Origin of the sequence: Pseudomonas sp. B21-017, from assembly GCF_024749245.1 — a bacterium.
GTDB lineage: Bacteria > Pseudomonadota > Gammaproteobacteria > Pseudomonadales > Pseudomonadaceae > Aquipseudomonas.
On the sequence record NZ_CP087194.1, the window covers coordinates 1,950,092 to 1,966,635 of the forward strand.

The 16,544-nt window shown below is 59.5% G+C and carries 13 protein-coding genes; 7 read left to right on the top strand and 6 right to left on the bottom strand.

The window, feature by feature from the left end; all coding sequences use genetic code 11:
- Positions 1-101: 101 nt before the first annotated feature.
- The 3 genes from LOY28_RS08675 to mfd are packed head-to-tail and all read right to left on the bottom strand — an operon-like array spanning position 102 to position 6,845.
- Complete coding sequence (locus LOY28_RS08675) at positions 102-2,795, bottom strand: DEAD/DEAH box helicase (protein ID WP_258613351.1); 2,694 nt, start codon at positions 2,793-2,795, stop codon at positions 102-104.
- A gap of 11 nt (positions 2,796-2,806) precedes the next feature.
- Positions 2,807-3,385 carry a CsiV family protein gene (locus LOY28_RS08680; RefSeq protein WP_018930294.1) on the bottom strand — a complete coding sequence of 193 codons (579 nt, stop codon included), beginning with the start codon at positions 3,383-3,385 and terminating at the stop codon, positions 2,807-2,809.
- A 10-nt stretch (positions 3,386-3,395) separates the two neighbouring features.
- Positions 3,396-6,845, bottom strand: coding sequence for a transcription-repair coupling factor (mfd, locus tag LOY28_RS08685; protein WP_258613352.1), 3,450 nt, complete (start codon positions 6,843-6,845; stop codon positions 3,396-3,398).
- Between the two features lie 354 nt (positions 6,846-7,199).
- Between mfd and LOY28_RS08690 the strand changes: the two genes are divergently transcribed.
- The gene (locus tag LOY28_RS08690; RefSeq protein ID WP_026286742.1) at positions 7,200-8,663 is read left to right on the top strand and encodes a glyceraldehyde-3-phosphate dehydrogenase; all 1,464 of its coding nucleotides are present in this window, start codon (positions 7,200-7,202) and stop codon (positions 8,661-8,663) included.
- A gap of 92 nt (positions 8,664-8,755) precedes the next feature.
- On the opposite strand, the gene LOY28_RS08695 is transcribed toward LOY28_RS08690, so the two are convergent.
- From LOY28_RS08695 to LOY28_RS08705, 3 genes are all read right to left on the bottom strand, one after another.
- On the bottom strand, positions 8,756-9,445 hold the full coding sequence (locus LOY28_RS08695; RefSeq protein WP_258613353.1) for an endonuclease I family protein: 690 nt from the start codon (positions 9,443-9,445) through the stop codon (positions 8,756-8,758).
- Between the two features lie 4 nt (positions 9,446-9,449).
- The gene (locus LOY28_RS08700) at positions 9,450-9,740 is read right to left on the bottom strand and encodes a DUF1654 domain-containing protein (protein WP_064616810.1); all 291 of its coding nucleotides are present in this window, start codon (positions 9,738-9,740) and stop codon (positions 9,450-9,452) included.
- 164 nt (positions 9,741-9,904) lie between these two features.
- Positions 9,905-10,993, bottom strand: coding sequence for an asparaginase (locus LOY28_RS08705; protein WP_258613354.1), 1,089 nt, complete (start codon positions 10,991-10,993; stop codon positions 9,905-9,907).
- On the opposite strand from LOY28_RS08705, the gene LOY28_RS08710 reads away from it, so the two are divergent.
- From LOY28_RS08710 to LOY28_RS08735, 6 genes are all read left to right on the top strand, one after another.
- Complete coding sequence (locus LOY28_RS08710; RefSeq protein ID WP_177325214.1) at positions 10,977-11,132, top strand: hypothetical protein; 156 nt, start codon at positions 10,977-10,979, stop codon at positions 11,130-11,132. The two genes, LOY28_RS08705 and LOY28_RS08710, sit on opposite strands and share 17 nt — an antisense overlap.
- Positions 11,133-11,329: 197 nt before the next feature.
- Positions 11,330-11,782, top strand: coding sequence for a hypothetical protein (locus tag LOY28_RS08715; protein ID WP_086945274.1), 453 nt, complete (start codon positions 11,330-11,332; stop codon positions 11,780-11,782).
- Positions 11,783-11,958: 176 nt separating this feature from the next.
- Entirely contained in the window at positions 11,959-12,915 is a 957-nt protein-coding gene (locus LOY28_RS08720) for a sugar ABC transporter substrate-binding protein (protein ID WP_019582837.1), read from the top strand.
- A 56-nt stretch (positions 12,916-12,971) separates the two neighbouring features.
- Positions 12,972-14,525: a sugar ABC transporter ATP-binding protein gene (locus tag LOY28_RS08725; protein ID WP_192351495.1), complete on the top strand. Its 1,554-nt coding sequence runs from the start codon at positions 12,972-12,974 to the stop codon at positions 14,523-14,525.
- Entirely contained in the window at positions 14,522-15,499 is a 978-nt protein-coding gene (locus LOY28_RS08730) for an ABC transporter permease (protein ID WP_007940220.1), read from the top strand. The genes LOY28_RS08725 and LOY28_RS08730 overlap by 4 nt, the downstream gene beginning before the upstream one ends.
- Positions 15,500-15,502: 3 nt before the next feature.
- Positions 15,503-16,522, top strand: coding sequence for a LacI family DNA-binding transcriptional regulator (locus tag LOY28_RS08735; protein ID WP_019649606.1), 1,020 nt, complete (start codon positions 15,503-15,505; stop codon positions 16,520-16,522).
- Positions 16,523-16,544: the final 22 nt, after the last annotated feature.

Here is a 16,544-nt window from a genome sequence, read left to right on the forward strand (position 1 = left end):
TGTCCGATTTCAGAAGACCCCTTTCGCGAGCAAGTTCCCGCAGGATTGCTGCTCACCCTGTGGGGGCAAGCCTGCTCGCAATCGCGATCTGACTATCCCTGCTACTTATCGATTTTTTCCGGCAACGGCGCAAACAACGCCTCGATATCATCGCTCTGCAACTTCCAGTCCCCGGTCTTGCGTCCATCCAGCACGCCTGCGGCCAGATCGGATTTTTCCTTCTGCAGATGCTGAATCTTCTCTTCCACCGTGCCCCTGGCAATCATCTTGTAGACGAACACCGGCTTCTCCTGACCAATGCGATACGCACGATCCGTCGCCTGATTTTCCGTCGCCGGGTTCCACCAAGGGTCGTAGTGAATCACCGTATCGGCTTCGGTCAGGTTCAGGCCTACACCGCCAGCCTTCAAGCTGATCAGAAAGATCTGACGCTTGCCGCTCTGGAATTCCTTGACTGGCGTGCGTCGGTCACGGGTCTGGCCGGTCAGGATTGCATACGCCACGCCACGTTTGTTCAGTTCGTCCTCGATCAGCGACAACATTGAGGTGAACTGCGAGAACAGCAGAATCCTCCGACCTTCCTCGAACAGCTCTTCAAGCATTTCCATCAGGCTATCGAGTTTGCCGGAGGTGCTGCCGCGAGCGGGCAGGGTGGCATCGTTGACCAGGCGCAAATCGCAGCACACCTGACGCAGCTTCAGCAGTGCCTCAAGAATGATGATCTGGCTGCGTGCCACGCCTTTGCGGGTGATCTCGTCGCGGACTTTTTTGTCCATGGCCAGGCGCATGGTTTCGTACACATCGCGCTGGGCTTCGTTGAGCTCGACCCAATGGACGATTTCGGTTTTCGGCGGCAGTTCGGTGGCCACTTGTTCCTTGGTCCGGCGCAGCAGGAACGGTTTGATCCGACCGTTCAGGTGTTGAAGTCGTACTTCACTGGCACGTTTTTCTATCGGCACGCGGTAATCACGGTTGAAGTTTTTCACGTCACCGAGCCAACCCGGCAGCAGGAAGTGGAACAGCGACCACAGCTCGCCCAAGTGGTTTTCCAGCGGCGTGCCACTCAGGCACAGGCGCTGGCGAGCATTCAGCTCACGGGCCGCATGGGCGGCCTTGCTGTTGGGGTTCTTGATGTACTGCGCTTCATCCAGCACCAGTACGTGCAACGGCTGCGCGGCCAGACGTTCGACGTCCTTGGGCAGCAGTGCATAGGTGGTCAGGATCAGGTCGTAATCGGCCAGATTATCGAAATGCTTTTTGCGACTGGCACCGTACAGCGCCAGCACTTTGAGTTGCGGCGTGAAATGCGCCGCTTCGTCGAGCCAGTTCGGAATCAGGCTGGTGGGCATGACCACCATGCACGGCCGATCGAGGCGCCCGGCATTCTTCTCGCTGAGAATGTGTGCCAGGGTCTGTAGGGTTTTGCCCAGGCCCATGTCGTCCGCGAGAATCCCGCCGACTTCCAGTTGTCGCAACGACTGCATCCAGCTCAGGCCTTCCAGCTGATACGGGCGCAAGGTGGCATTCAAGCCTTCGGGCGCTGCGGCGGTGTGGTCCTTGATGTCGCGCAGGCGCTGGGCAAAGGTGCGGATCTGCTCGCCACCTTCCCAGAGCAGCGGCAGGCCTTCCAGCGGGTTCAGTCGCGTGGCGTCGGCCTTGCTCAGGCGCAGCGTGGTTTCGCCGGGCTCTTGCAGGTAAAACTCGCCAAGGGTGGCCAGCACTGGTTTCAGGCGGCCGAAGGGCAGGGCGACCTGCAACGGGCCCTGGTCGGTGCTGCGACGTTGTGGAATGTTCACCAGGATCAGTTCGTCGTCGCGACGTCGGGCGAGCCGTTCCGGATTGAGGATTTCGGTGTGGGAGCGCATCAGGTTCAACAGGATCGGCAGCAGGCTCAGGCGTTCGCCGTTGACGATGATCCCCAGTTCCAGGTCGAACCAGTCGCGCTCAGGTGCCTGCTCGACGGTGGCGTACCAGTCGTCCACGGCGGTCAGGTCGAAGCCGAAATCCTCGTCGATCTGCAATTCCCAGCCTTGGGTGCGCAACTTCGGCAGCTCATTGAGGGTGAAGGTCAGCCAGGCGCTGTCGTTGACCATCTCGTAGAGTTCGCCGGCACTTTCTGGCAAGGCCTTACTTTGTCGGGTGGCGACTTTGAAACCGAGGATCCGCAGCTGCTCCCTGTAGGTCTGTTCGACTTCCGGGTGACGTTTTATCCGCAGCGTCTGTGTCTCCTGACGAATCAGGATGTCAGCGTTTTTCTGTCCGCTGACGTATTCGTCCAGATAGCTGAAGGACAGCGCCGCGCGATGCTGAATGTAACGCTGCATTTTTCCGTTGCGCGGTTCGAAGGCGCTGAACTCGATGCTCGCCAGCCACAGGCGCGGCACCGGTTGCACGTTGTCCACCAGCACTTGCGGCGGCGCTTTCGGGCTACGGTTTTCCAATACGGCCTGAAGTTTTTCCAGCAGTTCGGCGTCTTTCGCGGCTGCCGGATACGCGAGGGTTTCCTGCACTTGCAGCAACACCGCTGCGCAATGTTTGCAGTTGCTGTGAACCGGGCAGGTGCACGTGGCGTCGATCATCAGCAAGGTGCCTTTGGCCGACTCGCGCAGGCGAATGGTCTGACGGTAAACGTTACCGCCAGAGCCTTCGCAACTGGCGGTGATGGTGGCGTCGCCGACTTCGACGATCCTGACGCGGTTCTCCAGTGCGTAGCGGCGGCCACGCTCCAGGCTCTGTTCCTTGAATCGGCTGACCCAGGATGTTGCCAGGGGTTTGCTCAGGGTCGCGGAGGACATAAGGGCTTCAATCAGTCCGGAATTTCATCAGGGACTGGCCGAGGTGCAGGGGCGGTCAGCGAGGTGATTTTGATCAACAGGCCCAGGTGACCATTGTCGAGGAAGTTCAGCAGGCCGTTCTTGGTGTGGCTTTCCTGCTTCAGGCGTTCGCTGGCGGTGACCATGCCGTTGGCGTCAATCTGATTGACCCAGAAGTCGGCGTCGACGTCAGTGAAACGCCCCAGTTTCAGGTTCAACGTGCCCTCGATCGGGAATTGGCCGAACTGTTCCTTGCCTTCGCTGATCGCGATTTTGCTGGCTTCTTCACCCAGGTTCTGTTGCCAGGCCTTGTGCAGCAACACCGTGTACTCGTTGCTGGCGGTGAGTTTTTCCACTTCGGCATTCAGGCTTGGCGTGCGAAAGCTGTCGGGACTGATGCGTTGGGCACCGGCAGCCCAGTCTTCTGGCGCGGCGCGGCTGACGATGGCAGGCACGGCGTTTTGCCGTACCAGAATCATTTCAACCTGATACAGATCAGCGGCAAACGCGGTCGAGGCGAGCAGCGACATCAACAACGTCATCAGCAAGGTCAGTGAGCGAAACAGGCGCATGCGGCGTCCTTCAAGCAGTGGTCGGAATGAGGCGCTCGAATAGCGCCTCTACAGTATTAAAGCGTTCTTCGGGGCGCTCCATCGGCACGAGGAACTTGAACATCGTGGCGCCTTCGAATTTGTAGCGTTTGGGCTGGCTCTGGATCAGTTTGATCAGTGTCAGCGGGTCGACCGGGGTCTGTGCCGCGAACTCGATCCGACCGCCTTGCGGGCCGCCGTCGACTTTCTTGATGCCCAGCTGTTCGGCTTGCAATTTCAGCGCCGTGATCCGCACCAGGTTCTTGGTCGGTTCCGGCAACAGGCCGAAGCGGTCGATCATCTCCACTTGCAGGTCCTTGAGGCCTTCCTCATCGGTGGCCGAGGCAATGCGTTTGTAGAGAATCAGTCGGGCATGAACGTCCGGCAGGTAGTCTTCAGGAATCAACGCCGGTACACGCAGATTGACTTCCGGACCGCCACCCAGCGGTTGATCGAGGTTCGGCTGTTCGCCCTTGCGGATCGACTTCACCGCACGCTCGAGCATTTCCATGTACAGCGTGAAACCCACGGCCTGGATCTGCCCGCTCTGGCCGTCGCCCAGCAGTTCGCCGGCGCCACGGATTTCCAGGTCGTTGGTGGCGAGCACGAAGCCCGCGCCGAGGTCCTGGGTATTGGCGATCGCTTCCAGACGTTTTTCCGCATCGGCAGTGATTTGCTGGCGTGGGGGTGTCAGCAGGTAAGCATACGCCTGGTGGTGACTGCGACCTACCCGGCCACGCAACTGGTGCAACTGGGCCAGGCCGAACTTGTCGGCGCGCTCGATGATGATGGTGTTGGCGCTCGGCACGTCGATGCCGGTCTCGATGATGGTCGAGGCGATCAGCACGTTGAAGCGCTTGTGGTAGAAGTCGCTCATCACCTGTTCGAGTTCACGTTCGCGCATCTGCCCGTGGCCGATGCCGATCCGCGCTTCCGGCACCAGTTCGGCGAGGTCGGCGGCACATTTCTCGATGGTCTTCACGTCATTGTGCAGGTAGTAGACCTGGCCGCCACGCAGCAACTCACGCAGCAGGGCCTCTTTAACCGTGCTCTTGTTCTGTTCCATGACGAAGGTACGCACCGACAAACGACGGGCCGGCGGTGTGGCGATGATCGACAGGTCGCGCATGCCCGACACCGCCATGTTCAGCGTGCGCGGAATCGGCGTTGCGGTCAGTGTCAGGATGTCGACTTCACTGCGCAGTGCCTTGAGCTGTTCTTTCTGACGGACACCGAAACGGTGCTCTTCGTCGATGATTACCAGCCCCAGGTTTTTGATTTTTACGTCATCTTGCAGCAGCTTGTGTGTGCCGATAACGATGTCGATCTTGCCTTCGGCCAGGTCCGCAACTGCGGCGTTCACTTCCTTGGCCGACTTGAAACGGCTCATCACTTCCACCGTCACCGGCCAGTCGGCAAAGCGGTCGCGGAAGCTGTTGTAGTGTTGCTGGGCGAGCAGGGTGGTCGGCACCAGAATCGCCACCTGACGACCGCCGTGCACCGCGATGAACGCCGCGCGCATGGCCACTTCGGTCTTGCCGAAGCCGACGTCGCCGCAGACCAGCCGATCCATCGGTTTCGGCGCGAGCATGTCTTCGCGCACCGCTTCGATGGTGGTTTGCTGGTCCGGAGTTTCTTCGAACGGGAAACCGGCGCTGAAGGTCGCGTAATCGGCTTTCGGGTCGGCGAAGGCATAACCCTCGCGAGCGGCGCGGCGGGCATAGATGTCGAGCAACTCGGCGGCCACGTCGCGCACCTGTTCGGCGGCCTTGCGCTTGGCTTTCTGCCAGGTCTCGGAGCCAAGGCGGTGCAGCGGGGCCAAGGCATCGTCACTGCCGGTGTAGCGGGCGATCAGGTGCAGGTTGGCCACCGGCACGTACAGCTTGGCGCCTTCGGCGTATTCGAGGGTCAGGAACTCGGCGGCCTGGTTGTCGATTTCCAGGATCGTCAGCCCCAGATAGCGGCCGACACCATGATCGATGTGCACCACCGGCGCACCTTCGCGCAGCTCGGTGAGGTTTTTGATCACCGCATCGTTGTTCGCGTCGGCGCGTTTTTCGCGGCGACGGCGCTGCATTACGCGCTGACCGAACAATGGGCTTTCGGCAACCAGGGCCAGCGCTGGGGCGTCCAGCAACAGGCCCTCGTCGAGCGGTGCAATGGTGATCGCCAGGCGCTCTTTGCTGGCGACAAAGTCTGGCCAGCTGTCGACGGTTTTCGGTCGCAGCTTCAAGCGTTCGAGCAATTCCAGCAGCACTTCACGACGGCCCGCGGACTCGGCGGTAAACAGCACGCGGCCGGGGAATTCGTCGAGGAAACTGGCCAGCGCCGCCAACGGCTGAGTGGCCTTGGCTTCGATGGCCAGGTTCGGCAGCGGCTGAGCCGGGAAGCGCTCGCGGCCGACACCGGTTTCGACGTCTTGTTGACTGGCCACCACACGGGGCCAGCTCTTCAGGCGCGCAAAGCAGTCTTCCACCGGCAGGAACAACTCGGCCGGTGGCAGTAAAGGACGGGACGGATCGACGCGGCGCTCTTCATAGCGGTTGCGCACATCGTTCCAGAAATTTTCCGCAGCCTGTTCGATGCCCGGCAGGGAAAACACTTGCGTGTCCTGGGGCAGGTAATCGAACAGAGTGGAGGTTTCCTCGAAGAACAGTGGCAGGTAGTACTCGATGCCCGCCGGCGTAATCCCGCTGCTCAAATCCTGGAAAATCGGGCAGCGACGGAAGTCGACATCGAAGCGCTCGCGAAACCGCGCCTTGAAACGGGTCACGGCTTCTTTCTGCAGCGGGAATTCCTTGGCCGGTAACAGTTTGACCGAGTCGACCTTGTCGATGGAACGCTGGTTTTCCGGGTCGAAAGTGCGCAGGGTTTCGATTTCGTCGTCGAACAGGTCAATGCGATAAGGCAACTTGCTGCCCATCGGGAACAGGTCGATCAGCGAGCCACGCACAGTAAATTCGCCATGCTCGTACACGGTATCGACGTATCGATATCCGGTGGCTTCAAGCCGGGTGCGCATCTGCTCGACATCGAGTTTCTGGCCGACATCCAGCACCAGGCTGCTGCCGAGCAGGAATTTGGTCGGCGCCAGACGGTGCAGGGCAGTGGTGATCGGCACCACCAGAACGCCATGCGCCAGCTCCGGCAACCGATACAGGCTGGCGATGCGTTGCGAGATGATGTCCTGGTGTGGCGAGAACAGGTCGTAGGGCAGGGTTTCCCAGTCGGGGAAGTGCAGAACAGGCAAATCCGGGGCGAAGAAACTCAGCTCCTGTTCCAGCCGTTCGGCACTCTGGCTGTCGGCGGTCAGTAGCAAGGTAAAGCGCTTGGCAGCGCTGGCGGCCTCGGCGATGGCCAGGCTCAGGGCGGCACCGGGCAGGTTGCCCCAGTGCTGTTTACCTGCCGCGGCAGGGAGAAGCGGTAGACGCAGAACGGGCACGGAAGGTTGAGCTCCAAGCGTTGCGACAAAGTCGGTAATTGTAACGGTCTCGGGTGCCGGCTGTCAGTTGCAGACTGTGTCTATATACACAGGGTGAGCAAAATGTAGTGGTAATGACAAAAACTGGCGATTTAATACTGGAAATGTAGTGCCAAAACCGCTCGGTGTTACGGATGGTTACGGACACTGTGGCGTGATCGTCGAAAAATTGACTGTGCTGAAAGCCCCGTATTTACTGGGCTGGCGCGGGGCGTGATTTTTTTGAACGGAATTTTGTTACCGCTAGTGCGACAGGCGCGCATTGCTACGGGAGGCACTCGGCGGCATAATGTAGCCCCTTTTTTCTGCCCCTACATGTGGAAGGTTCCCGTGACTCAGAAGCCCGACCAGTGTCTTGGTGAATGGATCGACCGTGAAGCACTCGCAGAAGCGATGATTCCGCTTATCGGTCAGCTCTACCGCAATAACAACGTGGTGAGCTCGATCTATGGCCGCAGTCTGATCAACCAGTCTGTCATCGCGATTCTCAAAGCTCACCGCTTTGCTCGCCATCGCCAGTCCGATGACAGCGAATTGTCCGTCCACGAAACATTCCCGCTGCTCAAGGCAATGAGCGAGCTCAAGCTCGGCGCTGCTTCGGTAGATCTGGGCAAGTTGGCCGTCAAGTTCAAGGCCGAAGGCAATGGCCGTACCGCCGAAGCGTTCGTCCGTGACGAACTGGCTGATGTGGTCGGCAAGCAGAATGGTTCCGGCCGTACCGGCACCGACGTTGTCCTGTACGGCTTCGGTCGTATCGGTCGTCTGCTGGCGCGCATCCTGATCGAGAAAACCGGTGGTGGCGACGGCCTGCGTCTGCGCGCCATCGTTGTCCGCAAGGGCGCCGAGAACGATCTGGTCAAGCGTGCCAGCCTGCTGCGTCGCGACTCGGTGCACGGCTCGTTCAACGGCACCATCACCATTGATGAGGCCAACAACACCATCACCGCCAACGGCAACCTGATCCAGGTTATCTACGCGAAGAACCCGACTGAAGTGGACTACACCCAGTACGGCATCAAAAACGCGTTGCTGGTGGACAACACCGGTGTATGGCGTGACGCCGACGGCCTGGGCCAGCACCTGGCCTGCCCGGGTATCGACCGCGTTGTTCTGACCGCGCCTGGCAAAGGCAAGCTGAAGAACATCGTTCACGGTATCAACCACGGTGAAATCACTGCTGACGACAAGATCGTTTCTGCCGCTTCCTGCACCACCAACGCTATCGTGCCGGTGCTGAAAGCTGTCAACGACAAGTTCGGCATCGTCAACGGTCACGTTGAAACGGTTCACTCGTACACCAACGACCAGAACCTGATCGACAACTTCCACAAAGGCAATCGTCGTGGCCGTAGCGCTGCGTTGAACATGGTGATCACCGAGACCGGTGCTGCCACTGCTGCCGCCAAGGCGCTGCCTGAACTGGCCGGCAAGCTGACCGGTAACGCGATTCGCGTTCCGACGCCAAACGTGTCGATGGCCATTCTCAACCTGAACCTTGAGAAAGCCACCACCCGTGAAGAGATGAACGAGTACCTGCGCTACATGGCGCTGCACTCCGATCTGCATAAGCAAATCGACTTCGTCAACTCGCAGGAAGTGGTTTCCACCGACTTCGTGGGCTCGCGCCACGCAGGCGTAGTGGACGCTGAAGCGACCATCTGCAACGACAACCGCGTTGTTCTGTACGTCTGGTACGACAACGAATTCGGTTACAGCTGCCAGGTAGTTCGCGTGATGGAAGACATGGCCGGTGTAAACCCGCCAGCATTCCCGCGCTAAGCCTTAGCTGCACATGAAAACGCCCCGACTTCGGTCGGGGCGTTTTTGTTTGTGCAGGGCGCAATCTGCCGGGAGAAAGTGCTGGCAGCCGGTTAGCCGCAAGCCTTCATGTCTACGGGGCCGACAAACTCGTTGCCGCGGCCCATCACGCACGCCACGCTCTGGTTGCGCTGACGTTCCCATGCCTGAACCGGGTAGGTCTTGTTCCAGGCTTCGTACAATTGCCGATCCTGTTTCGACAGGCGTAAGCCGTACTGCTTGCTCATGTAGAAATACGTTCGGGCGATCATGCCGCGAATGGAAGGGCGGGGCATGACCTTCTTCGCCTTGAAGTCGATCTGAGTCAGGCACGAGCCATATTGACCCGATTGCACGGGTATCCAGCCGAAACTGAAATTGCTCCGATCGCCATTTACCTCGCCGATGCTGGGTACCAGATTGTGCAGGTCGGCCTCAGCTTTTTGATAGGTCGGATCGTAGCGCGTGCAGTTCTTGCGACCTCCTTGTTGCCAGCATTGACGCTGATGGCCGATCTGCCAGGCCGGGACAATGTGTTCCCACTCGATGCGCGAGGCGCGCTTGGCGTTTTTGCGTGGCACATAACCACAGGCGGCGAGGTTCACGCGGTCGCCCGTGTATTTGCAGCCGCAATAGAACTCGGTGGATTGCGGAGCGTACAACTTCCAGGCGACTTTCTTGGCTTCGTTGAAGGTGCGTGGGGCGCCAGCCTGGGCGCCAAGGGTGATGAGCAGAAACAGCAAAGCAAGCCAGCGGACGCTCATTGACTCAATCTTCCTTCGGCACAACCCAGAAAATCTGCACGCCGCCATCGTCGCGATGGGCGAGGGTGACGTTGTCGTTCTCGTCGATTTCTTCGAGCAAACGCTCCCACTCATCCACGGGTTCGTCCGGAAGACGGAAGATCAGTGCAGCTTTGGCTTTCTGGGCGGTGGGGGAATTGATGATTTTCTGAATACGCATACCCAGGCGTTCGTAAGCGTCAGGAGAGGCGGAGGTAGTGGCCACGGAGTTATCCTTATTAAGCTGTACGTGCATACAGTATTTAACTGTAGGCATTTTCGCAACTGCTTAAAATTCAAGAAAATCCTCTGACAGTGGTTTTTTCCGTTTGGTGTAGGGCGAAGGGAGATTTTTTATCGGAAAGAGGTCGTGAACCACTCGCCAGGACTGGCGAGTGGTGACAGCGGTGCCCGACCGCGAACGGGTCGGGCGCGGGCGAATCAGTACTCCCAGAACATCCGTTGCAGCTCTTTGCTGTCGTTGGTCTTGGTCAGTGCGACCATGGCCAGGATGCGGGCTTTTTGCGGGTTCAGGTCGTGAGCAACAATCCAGTCGTACTTGTCGTCAGGCTGTTCAGCGTTACGCAGCACGAAACCGCCGGCATTGACGTGAGAAGAGCGAATGATTTGTACGCCGTCTTTGCGCAAGGCCTGCAGGGCGGGAACCACCCGGGACGATACCGAGCCATTGCCGGTGCCGGCGTGGATGATGGCTTTGGCGCCCGACTGCGCAAGGGCTTTGTAGGCGGTGTCGCTGACGTTGCCATAGGAGTAGGCAATTTCGACGTCAGGCAGACTCTTGATGGTTTTGATGTCGAATTCCGAGTCCATGGTGTGACGCTTGGCCGGCAGGCGGAACCAGTAGGATTTGCCTTCGACCACCATGCCCAACGGGCCCCAGGCACTTTTGAACGCCTCGGTCTTGATGTTGATCATTTTGCTGACATCGCGACCCGACTGGATTTCATCGTTCATGGTCACCAACACGCCTTTGCCGCGCGCGTCTTTGCTGCTGGCCACGGCGACGGCGTTGTACAGGTTCAGCATGCCGTCGGCCGACATGGCGGTGCCAGGGCGCATGGAGCCGACGACGATAATCGGCTTGTCGGTTTTCTCCACCAGGTTCAGGAAGTAAGCAGTTTCTTCCAGGGTGTCTGTGCCGTGGGTGATGACAATGCCATCGACGTCTTTGCTGTCGGCCAGTTCAGCCACGCGACGTCCCAGTTGCAGCAGGTTGTCGTTGGTGATGCTTTCGGATGCGATCTGCATGACTTGTTCGCCGCGAACGTTGGCCAATTGGCTCAGTTCCGGAACTCCTGCGATCAATTGTTCGATGCCGACTTTCGCCGCTTGGTAGGTGGCGCTGTTGGCGGCGCTGGCGCCCGCGCCGGCAATGGTGCCGCCGGTGGCCAGGATCACCACGTTCGCCAGTTTCTGTTGGGTTTCGATTTCTTTTGCCTGAAGGGCTGTAGGCAGAAGCATAAGCAGGGCCAAGGCGCCCGGAATAAAAGTGTTGAAGGCAGATTTCATTATTGTTTTCTCTAGTAGTGAGGCGGTGCAGATGCAAGTTCATCTAGAAGCGCCCCAAGCAGATCTGAACGCCGGGGGTGTGGAAGAAGAGCAGGATCTGTACCAGTCGGACGCTGGAGAAGGTGATCTTTTAACCTGATGATTTTTATCAATATTGTTGCCGTGACTGGCGATACTTCGCGCCTGGCTGTCCGGGTTTCCGAATATGTTCAGCTTTTATGTTCGGCTCACCGACCTTCATTGATAAGGTCGCCTTGTAAAATTGAAAATCGGTGCTAAAGAAAACCCCGCACAGGTCGATGCTCCTTTAAAGGATCTATTTTTTCAGGAGTTCACATGTCGTTTACTGTCGGTTTTGCAAATGCAGGCGCAATCACTATCGGGGGTAAATCCCCGGCGACCATCAACGACTTGAGTGAAGCAACATCCGACGCCTCGGCCCAGGCGCTGGGCGAAGAGCAGGGCGACGATAAGCAGGTCAGAACCGCTGGCGGCGCGGCGGCTCAGAGCGAAAGCAAATCCGAGAAAACCAGCAGTCAGAGTATTGCGGTGCAGGTATTGCTCAAGCGCATGCAGGAACTGCAGCAGCAACTGCGCGAACAGCAACAGCAACTGGCGGCCGCTCAGGCGGCGAATTATTCGACCCCGGAAGCCAAGGCCAGCGCAGTCATGACAATCCAGGGGCAAATCGCCAGTACCAGCGCTGCGCTGGCGCAAGTGACCGGCAATCTGGTCAAGGAGCTGGCCAAGGATTCCAGCGGCGGCGGTCTGGTCAACACCACGGCGTGAGGCAAAACGGGGTTGGCTTTTGCCAACCGAGACACGGAACGGGGCGTTGACAAATCTCGGCAGGGTTCGCATAGTTCGGTCTACGCAAACGTTTGCGCGGTCGCCGTCGATGGGTTGATCCATTGATGATCCAGCGCAAGCGTTGCTAAGAATAATCATAAGATCGGAGTGAACCCATGAAGCTGCCATTCGCTGGACGTCTTCTCGCTGTCGCTATGCTGGCTGCCGCATCCGCCGCGTTGCCTGTCTCTTCGGCATTCGCCGCAACCCCTGAAAAACCTAAAGTCGCGCTGGTCATGAAATCCCTGGCCAACGAGTTCTTCCTGACCATGGAAGACGGCGCCAAGGCCTACCAGAAAGACCACTCCGGCGACTTCGAGCTGATCTCCAACGGCATCAAGGACGAAACGGACACGGCCGGCCAGACGCGCATCGTCGAGCAAATGATCCTGTCCAAGGTCAACGCACTGGTCATCGCTCCGGCAGACTCCAAGGCCATGGTCCCGGTCATCAAGAAAGCAGTCGATGCCGGCATCACCGTGATCAACATCGATAATCAGCTGGATCCGGCTGTCGTCAAAAGCAAAAACATCACCGTTCCATTCGTAGGCCCGGACAACCGCAAAGGCGCGCGCCTGGTGGGTGAATACCTGGCCAAGCAACTGAAGGCCGGTGACGAAGTCGGCATCATCGAAGGCGTTTCCACCACCACCAACGCCCAGCAGCGCACGGCCGGCTTCAAGGATGCGATGGAAGCGGCGCAGATCAAAGTCGTGTCCCTGCAGTCCGGCGATTGGGAAATCGACAAGGGCGGCAAAGTGGCCTCGTCGATGCTCAGCGAATACCCGAACATCAAGGCCCTGCTGGCCGGCAACGACAGCATGGCGGTCGGCGCGGTCTCTGCCGTACGTGCCGCCGGCAAGGCCGGCAAGGTGCAAGTGGTCGGTTACGACAACATCAATGCGATCAAGCCAATGCTCAAGGATGGCCGCGTCCTGGCCACCGCCGACCAGTTTGCTGCCCGGCAAGCAGTATTCGGCATCGAGACCGCGCTGAAAATCATCAAGGGCGAGAAAGTCGATAGCGGCGCCAACGGCGTCATCGAAACTCCGGTAGAGCTGGTTACCAAGTAGTCTTTCTGGCGACACAACGGTGCTCGCCCCTTGGGGCGGGCGCATGGAGAGTTTTTATGTCAGTTTCCGCCCCGAACGCTGTCCTCTCGGTCAGCGGTATCGGTAAGACCTATGCTCAACCAGTCCTGACCGGCATCGATCTGACGTTGATGCGCGGCGAAGTGCTGGCGCTGACCGGCGAGAATGGCGCCGGCAAAAGTACGCTGTCGAAAATCATTGGCGGGCTGGTCACGCCGACCACCGGCCAGATGCGATTCCAGGGGCAGGATTACTGCCCCGGCAGCCGCAGCCAGGCCGAAAAGCTGGGCGTGCGCATGGTCATGCAAGAACTCAATCTGTTGCCGACATTGTCGGTGGCGGAAAACCTGTTCCTCGACAACCTGCCCAGCCTCGGTGGCTGGATCAGCCGCAAGCAACTGCGCAGGGCGGCGATCGAGGCCATGGCTCAGGTCGGCCTCGATGCCATCGATCCGGACACCCTGGTCGGTGAGCTGGGTATCGGTCACCAGCAGATGGTGGAAATCGCCCGCAACCTGATCGGCGATTGCCATGTGCTGATCCTCGACGAGCCGACCGCGATGCTGACGGCCCGTGAAGTCGAAATGCTGTTCGAGCAGATCACTCGTCTGCAGGCGCGCGGCGTGTCGATCATCTACATTTCCCACCGTCTCGAAGAACTGGCACGGGTGGCCCAGCGCATCGCGGTATTGCGCGACGGCAACCTGGTGTGCGTCGAGCCGATGGCCAATTACAACAGCGAGCAACTGGTCACCCTGATGGTCGGACGTGAGCTGGGCGAGCACATCGACATGGGCCCGCGCAATATCGGTGCTCCGGCCTTGACGGTCAAAGGGCTGACTCGCTCCGACAAGGTTCGCGATGTGTCTTTCGAAGTGCGCGCCGGCGAGATCTTCGGGATCTCCGGTTTGATCGGGGCAGGGCGCACCGAATTGCTGCGCCTGATCTTCGGTGCCGATACAGCCGACAGCGGCACCGTCGCGCTGGGGTCGCCGGCTCAGGTGGTGGATATTCGTTCGCCGGCCGACGCGGTCGGTCATGGTATCGCGCTGATCACCGAAGATCGCAAGGGCGAGGGTCTGCTGCTGACGCAATCGATCAGCGCCAATATTGCCCTGGGCAATATGCCGGTGATTTCCAGCGGTGGCTTCGTCAACAACGGTGACGAGATGTCGCTGGCCCAGCGTCAGATCGATGCCATGCGCATTCGCAGTTCCAGCCCGACGCAATTGGTCTCGGAATTGTCCGGCGGTAATCAGCAGAAAGTGGTGATCGGCCGTTGGCTCGAACGCGACTGCACGGTGATGCTGTTCGACGAGCCGACCCGAGGCATCGACGTCGGCGCCAAGTTCGACATCTATACATTGCTCGGTGAGTTGACCCGTCAGGGCAAAGCACTGGTGGTGGTGTCCAGCGACCTGCGCGAACTGATGCTGATCTGTGACCGCATTGGGGTGTTGTCGGCAGGGCGTCTGATCGACACCTTCGAGCGTGACAGCTGGACCCAGGATGATTTGCTTGCCGCCGCGTTCGCCGGCTACCAAAAACGTGATGCGTTGCTCAACGAAGCAGCGCCTAGGGATCTTCCATGAATACTGCAACTCTGGTCGGCAAACGTAGTGGCAATTTTTACGGCCTCGGCACTTACCTGGGCCTGGCCGGTGCCTTGCTGGCGATGGTCGCGCTGTTCTCTGTGTTGAGCAGCCATTTCCTGTCTTACGACACCTTCAGCACCCTGGCCAATCAGATTCCCGATCTGATGGTGCTGGCGGTCGGCATGACCTTCGTATTGATCATCGGCGGAATCGATTTGTCGGTGGGTTCGGTGCTGGCGCTGGCGGCGTCGACAGTCAGCGTGGCGATTCTCGGCTGGGGCTGGAGCGTGCTGCCGGCGGCGTTGCTGGGAATGGGCGCCGCGGCACTGGCGGGCACCATCACCGGTTCGATTACCGTGGCCTGGCGGATTCCGTCGTTCATCGTGTCCCTCGGTGTGCTGGAAATGGCGCGGGGCCTGGCATACCAGATGACCGGTTCGCGGACCGCTTATATCGGTGACGCCTTCGCCTGGCTGTCCAACCCGATCGCATTCGGCATCTCGCCGTCGTTCATCATTGCCTTGCTGATTATCTTCATCGCCCAGGCTGTGCTGACGCGTACGGTGTTCGGTCGTTACCTGATCGGCATCGGCACCAATGAAGAGGCGGTACGTCTGGCGGGGATCAATCCGAAGCCCTACAAGATCCTGGTGTTCAGCCTGATGGGGCTGTTGGCCGGTATCGCTGCGTTGTTTCAGATTTCTCGCCTGGAAGCGGCGGACCCGAATGCCGGCTCCGGTCTGGAGCTGCAAGTGATCGCCGCGGTGGTGATCGGCGGTACCAGCCTGATGGGCGGGCGCGGTTCGGTGATCAGCACCTTCTTCGGTGTGTTGATCATTTCCGTACTGGCGGCCGGTCTGGCGCAGATCGGCGCGACCGAGCCAACCAAACGCATCATTACCGGTGCGGTTATCGTGGTGGCGGTGGTGCTCGATACCTATCGCAGTCAGCGCGCAAGCCGGCGGACCTGAGTCATGGCAACGATCAAGGATGTAGCGGCACTCGCGGGCATTTCCTACACCACGGTTTCCCATGTGGTGAACAAGACGCGGCCAGTCAGTGAGGAAGTGCGGATCAAGGTCGAGGCGGCAATCAAAAGCCTCGACTACGTGCCCAGCGCCGTGGCTCGCTCGTTGAAGGCGAAAACCACCGCGACCATCGGCCTGCTGGTGCCCAACAGCCTCAACCCGTACTTCGCCGAGCTGGCCCGTGGCATCGAGGATTACTGCGAGCGCAATGGCTATTGCGTCATTCTCTGCAATTCCGATGACAACCTGGACAAGCAGCGCAGCTACCTTCGCGTGCTGCTGGAAAAACGCATCGACGGCTTGATCGTAGCGTCTGCCGGTGGTGACAGCAGCCTGGCCGAAGGCCTGACGGGCGTGCGTACGCCGATGGTGATCGTCGACCGTGACCTGGAGGGTGTCGATGCGGACCTGGTGCGCATCGATCACGAATACGGTGCCTATCTGGCGACCCGGCACTTACTGGAGTTGGGGCATCGGGACATCGCCACGATTGGCGGCCCGGCGAGTACCAGCGTGGCGCAGATGCGTCTGGCCGGTTATTGCCGGGCGTTGAAAGAGGCGGGCGTCGAGGTGCCGCGCGAGCGAATGCTGGAAAGCGACTTCACCAGCACCGGCGGTTACAACGCCGCCGCGATCCTGCTGGAAAAGAACCCGCCCAGCGCGATCTTCGCCGGCAACGACATGATCGGCATCGGTGTGTTGCGTGCCGCTGCCGAGCGCAATATTCGTGTGCCCACCGAGCTGTCGGTGATCGGTTTCGACGATATCCAGATGAGCCGTTACGTCTATCCGGCGTTGACCACCGTGGGTCAGTCAATCCTGCAACTTGGCGAGATGGCGGCCGAGGTGTTGCTGCGTCGGATCGCCGCGCCGGATCTGGCGACCGATCAGCGCATCGTGACGCCCAGTATTGTCCTGCGGGAATCGACCGCGCCGCTGGCCGGTGTGTTTGCCCAATATCGCTGAGCCGAAAGCACCGCTAAACAAA

What these genes read in the sequence shown, in the direction of transcription:
- LOY28_RS08675 (WP_258613351.1), bottom strand. Translation starts at nt 2,795, where the DNA reads ATGTCCTCCGCGACCCTGAGCAAACCCCTGGCAACATCCTGGGTCAGC.
- LOY28_RS08680 (WP_018930294.1), bottom strand. Translation starts at nt 3,385, where the DNA reads ATGCGCCTGTTTCGCTCACTGACCTTGCTGATGACGTTGTTGATGTCG.
- LOY28_RS08690 (WP_026286742.1), top strand. Translation starts at nt 7,200, where the DNA reads ATGTGGAAGGTTCCCGTGACTCAGAAGCCCGACCAGTGTCTTGGTGAA.
- LOY28_RS08695 (WP_258613353.1), bottom strand. Translation starts at nt 9,445, where the DNA reads ATGAGCGTCCGCTGGCTTGCTTTGCTGTTTCTGCTCATCACCCTTGGC.
- LOY28_RS08700 (WP_064616810.1), bottom strand. Translation starts at nt 9,740, where the DNA reads ATGCCTACAGTTAAATACTGTATGCACGTACAGCTTAATAAGGATAAC.
- LOY28_RS08705 (WP_258613354.1), bottom strand. Translation starts at nt 10,993, where the DNA reads ATGAAATCTGCCTTCAACACTTTTATTCCGGGCGCCTTGGCCCTGCTT.
- LOY28_RS08715 (WP_086945274.1), top strand. Translation starts at nt 11,330, where the DNA reads ATGTCGTTTACTGTCGGTTTTGCAAATGCAGGCGCAATCACTATCGGG.
- LOY28_RS08720 (WP_019582837.1), top strand. Translation starts at nt 11,959, where the DNA reads ATGAAGCTGCCATTCGCTGGACGTCTTCTCGCTGTCGCTATGCTGGCT.
- LOY28_RS08725 (WP_192351495.1), top strand. Translation starts at nt 12,972, where the DNA reads ATGTCAGTTTCCGCCCCGAACGCTGTCCTCTCGGTCAGCGGTATCGGT.
- LOY28_RS08730 (WP_007940220.1), top strand. Translation starts at nt 14,522, where the DNA reads ATGAATACTGCAACTCTGGTCGGCAAACGTAGTGGCAATTTTTACGGC.
- LOY28_RS08735 (WP_019649606.1), top strand. Translation starts at nt 15,503, where the DNA reads ATGGCAACGATCAAGGATGTAGCGGCACTCGCGGGCATTTCCTACACC.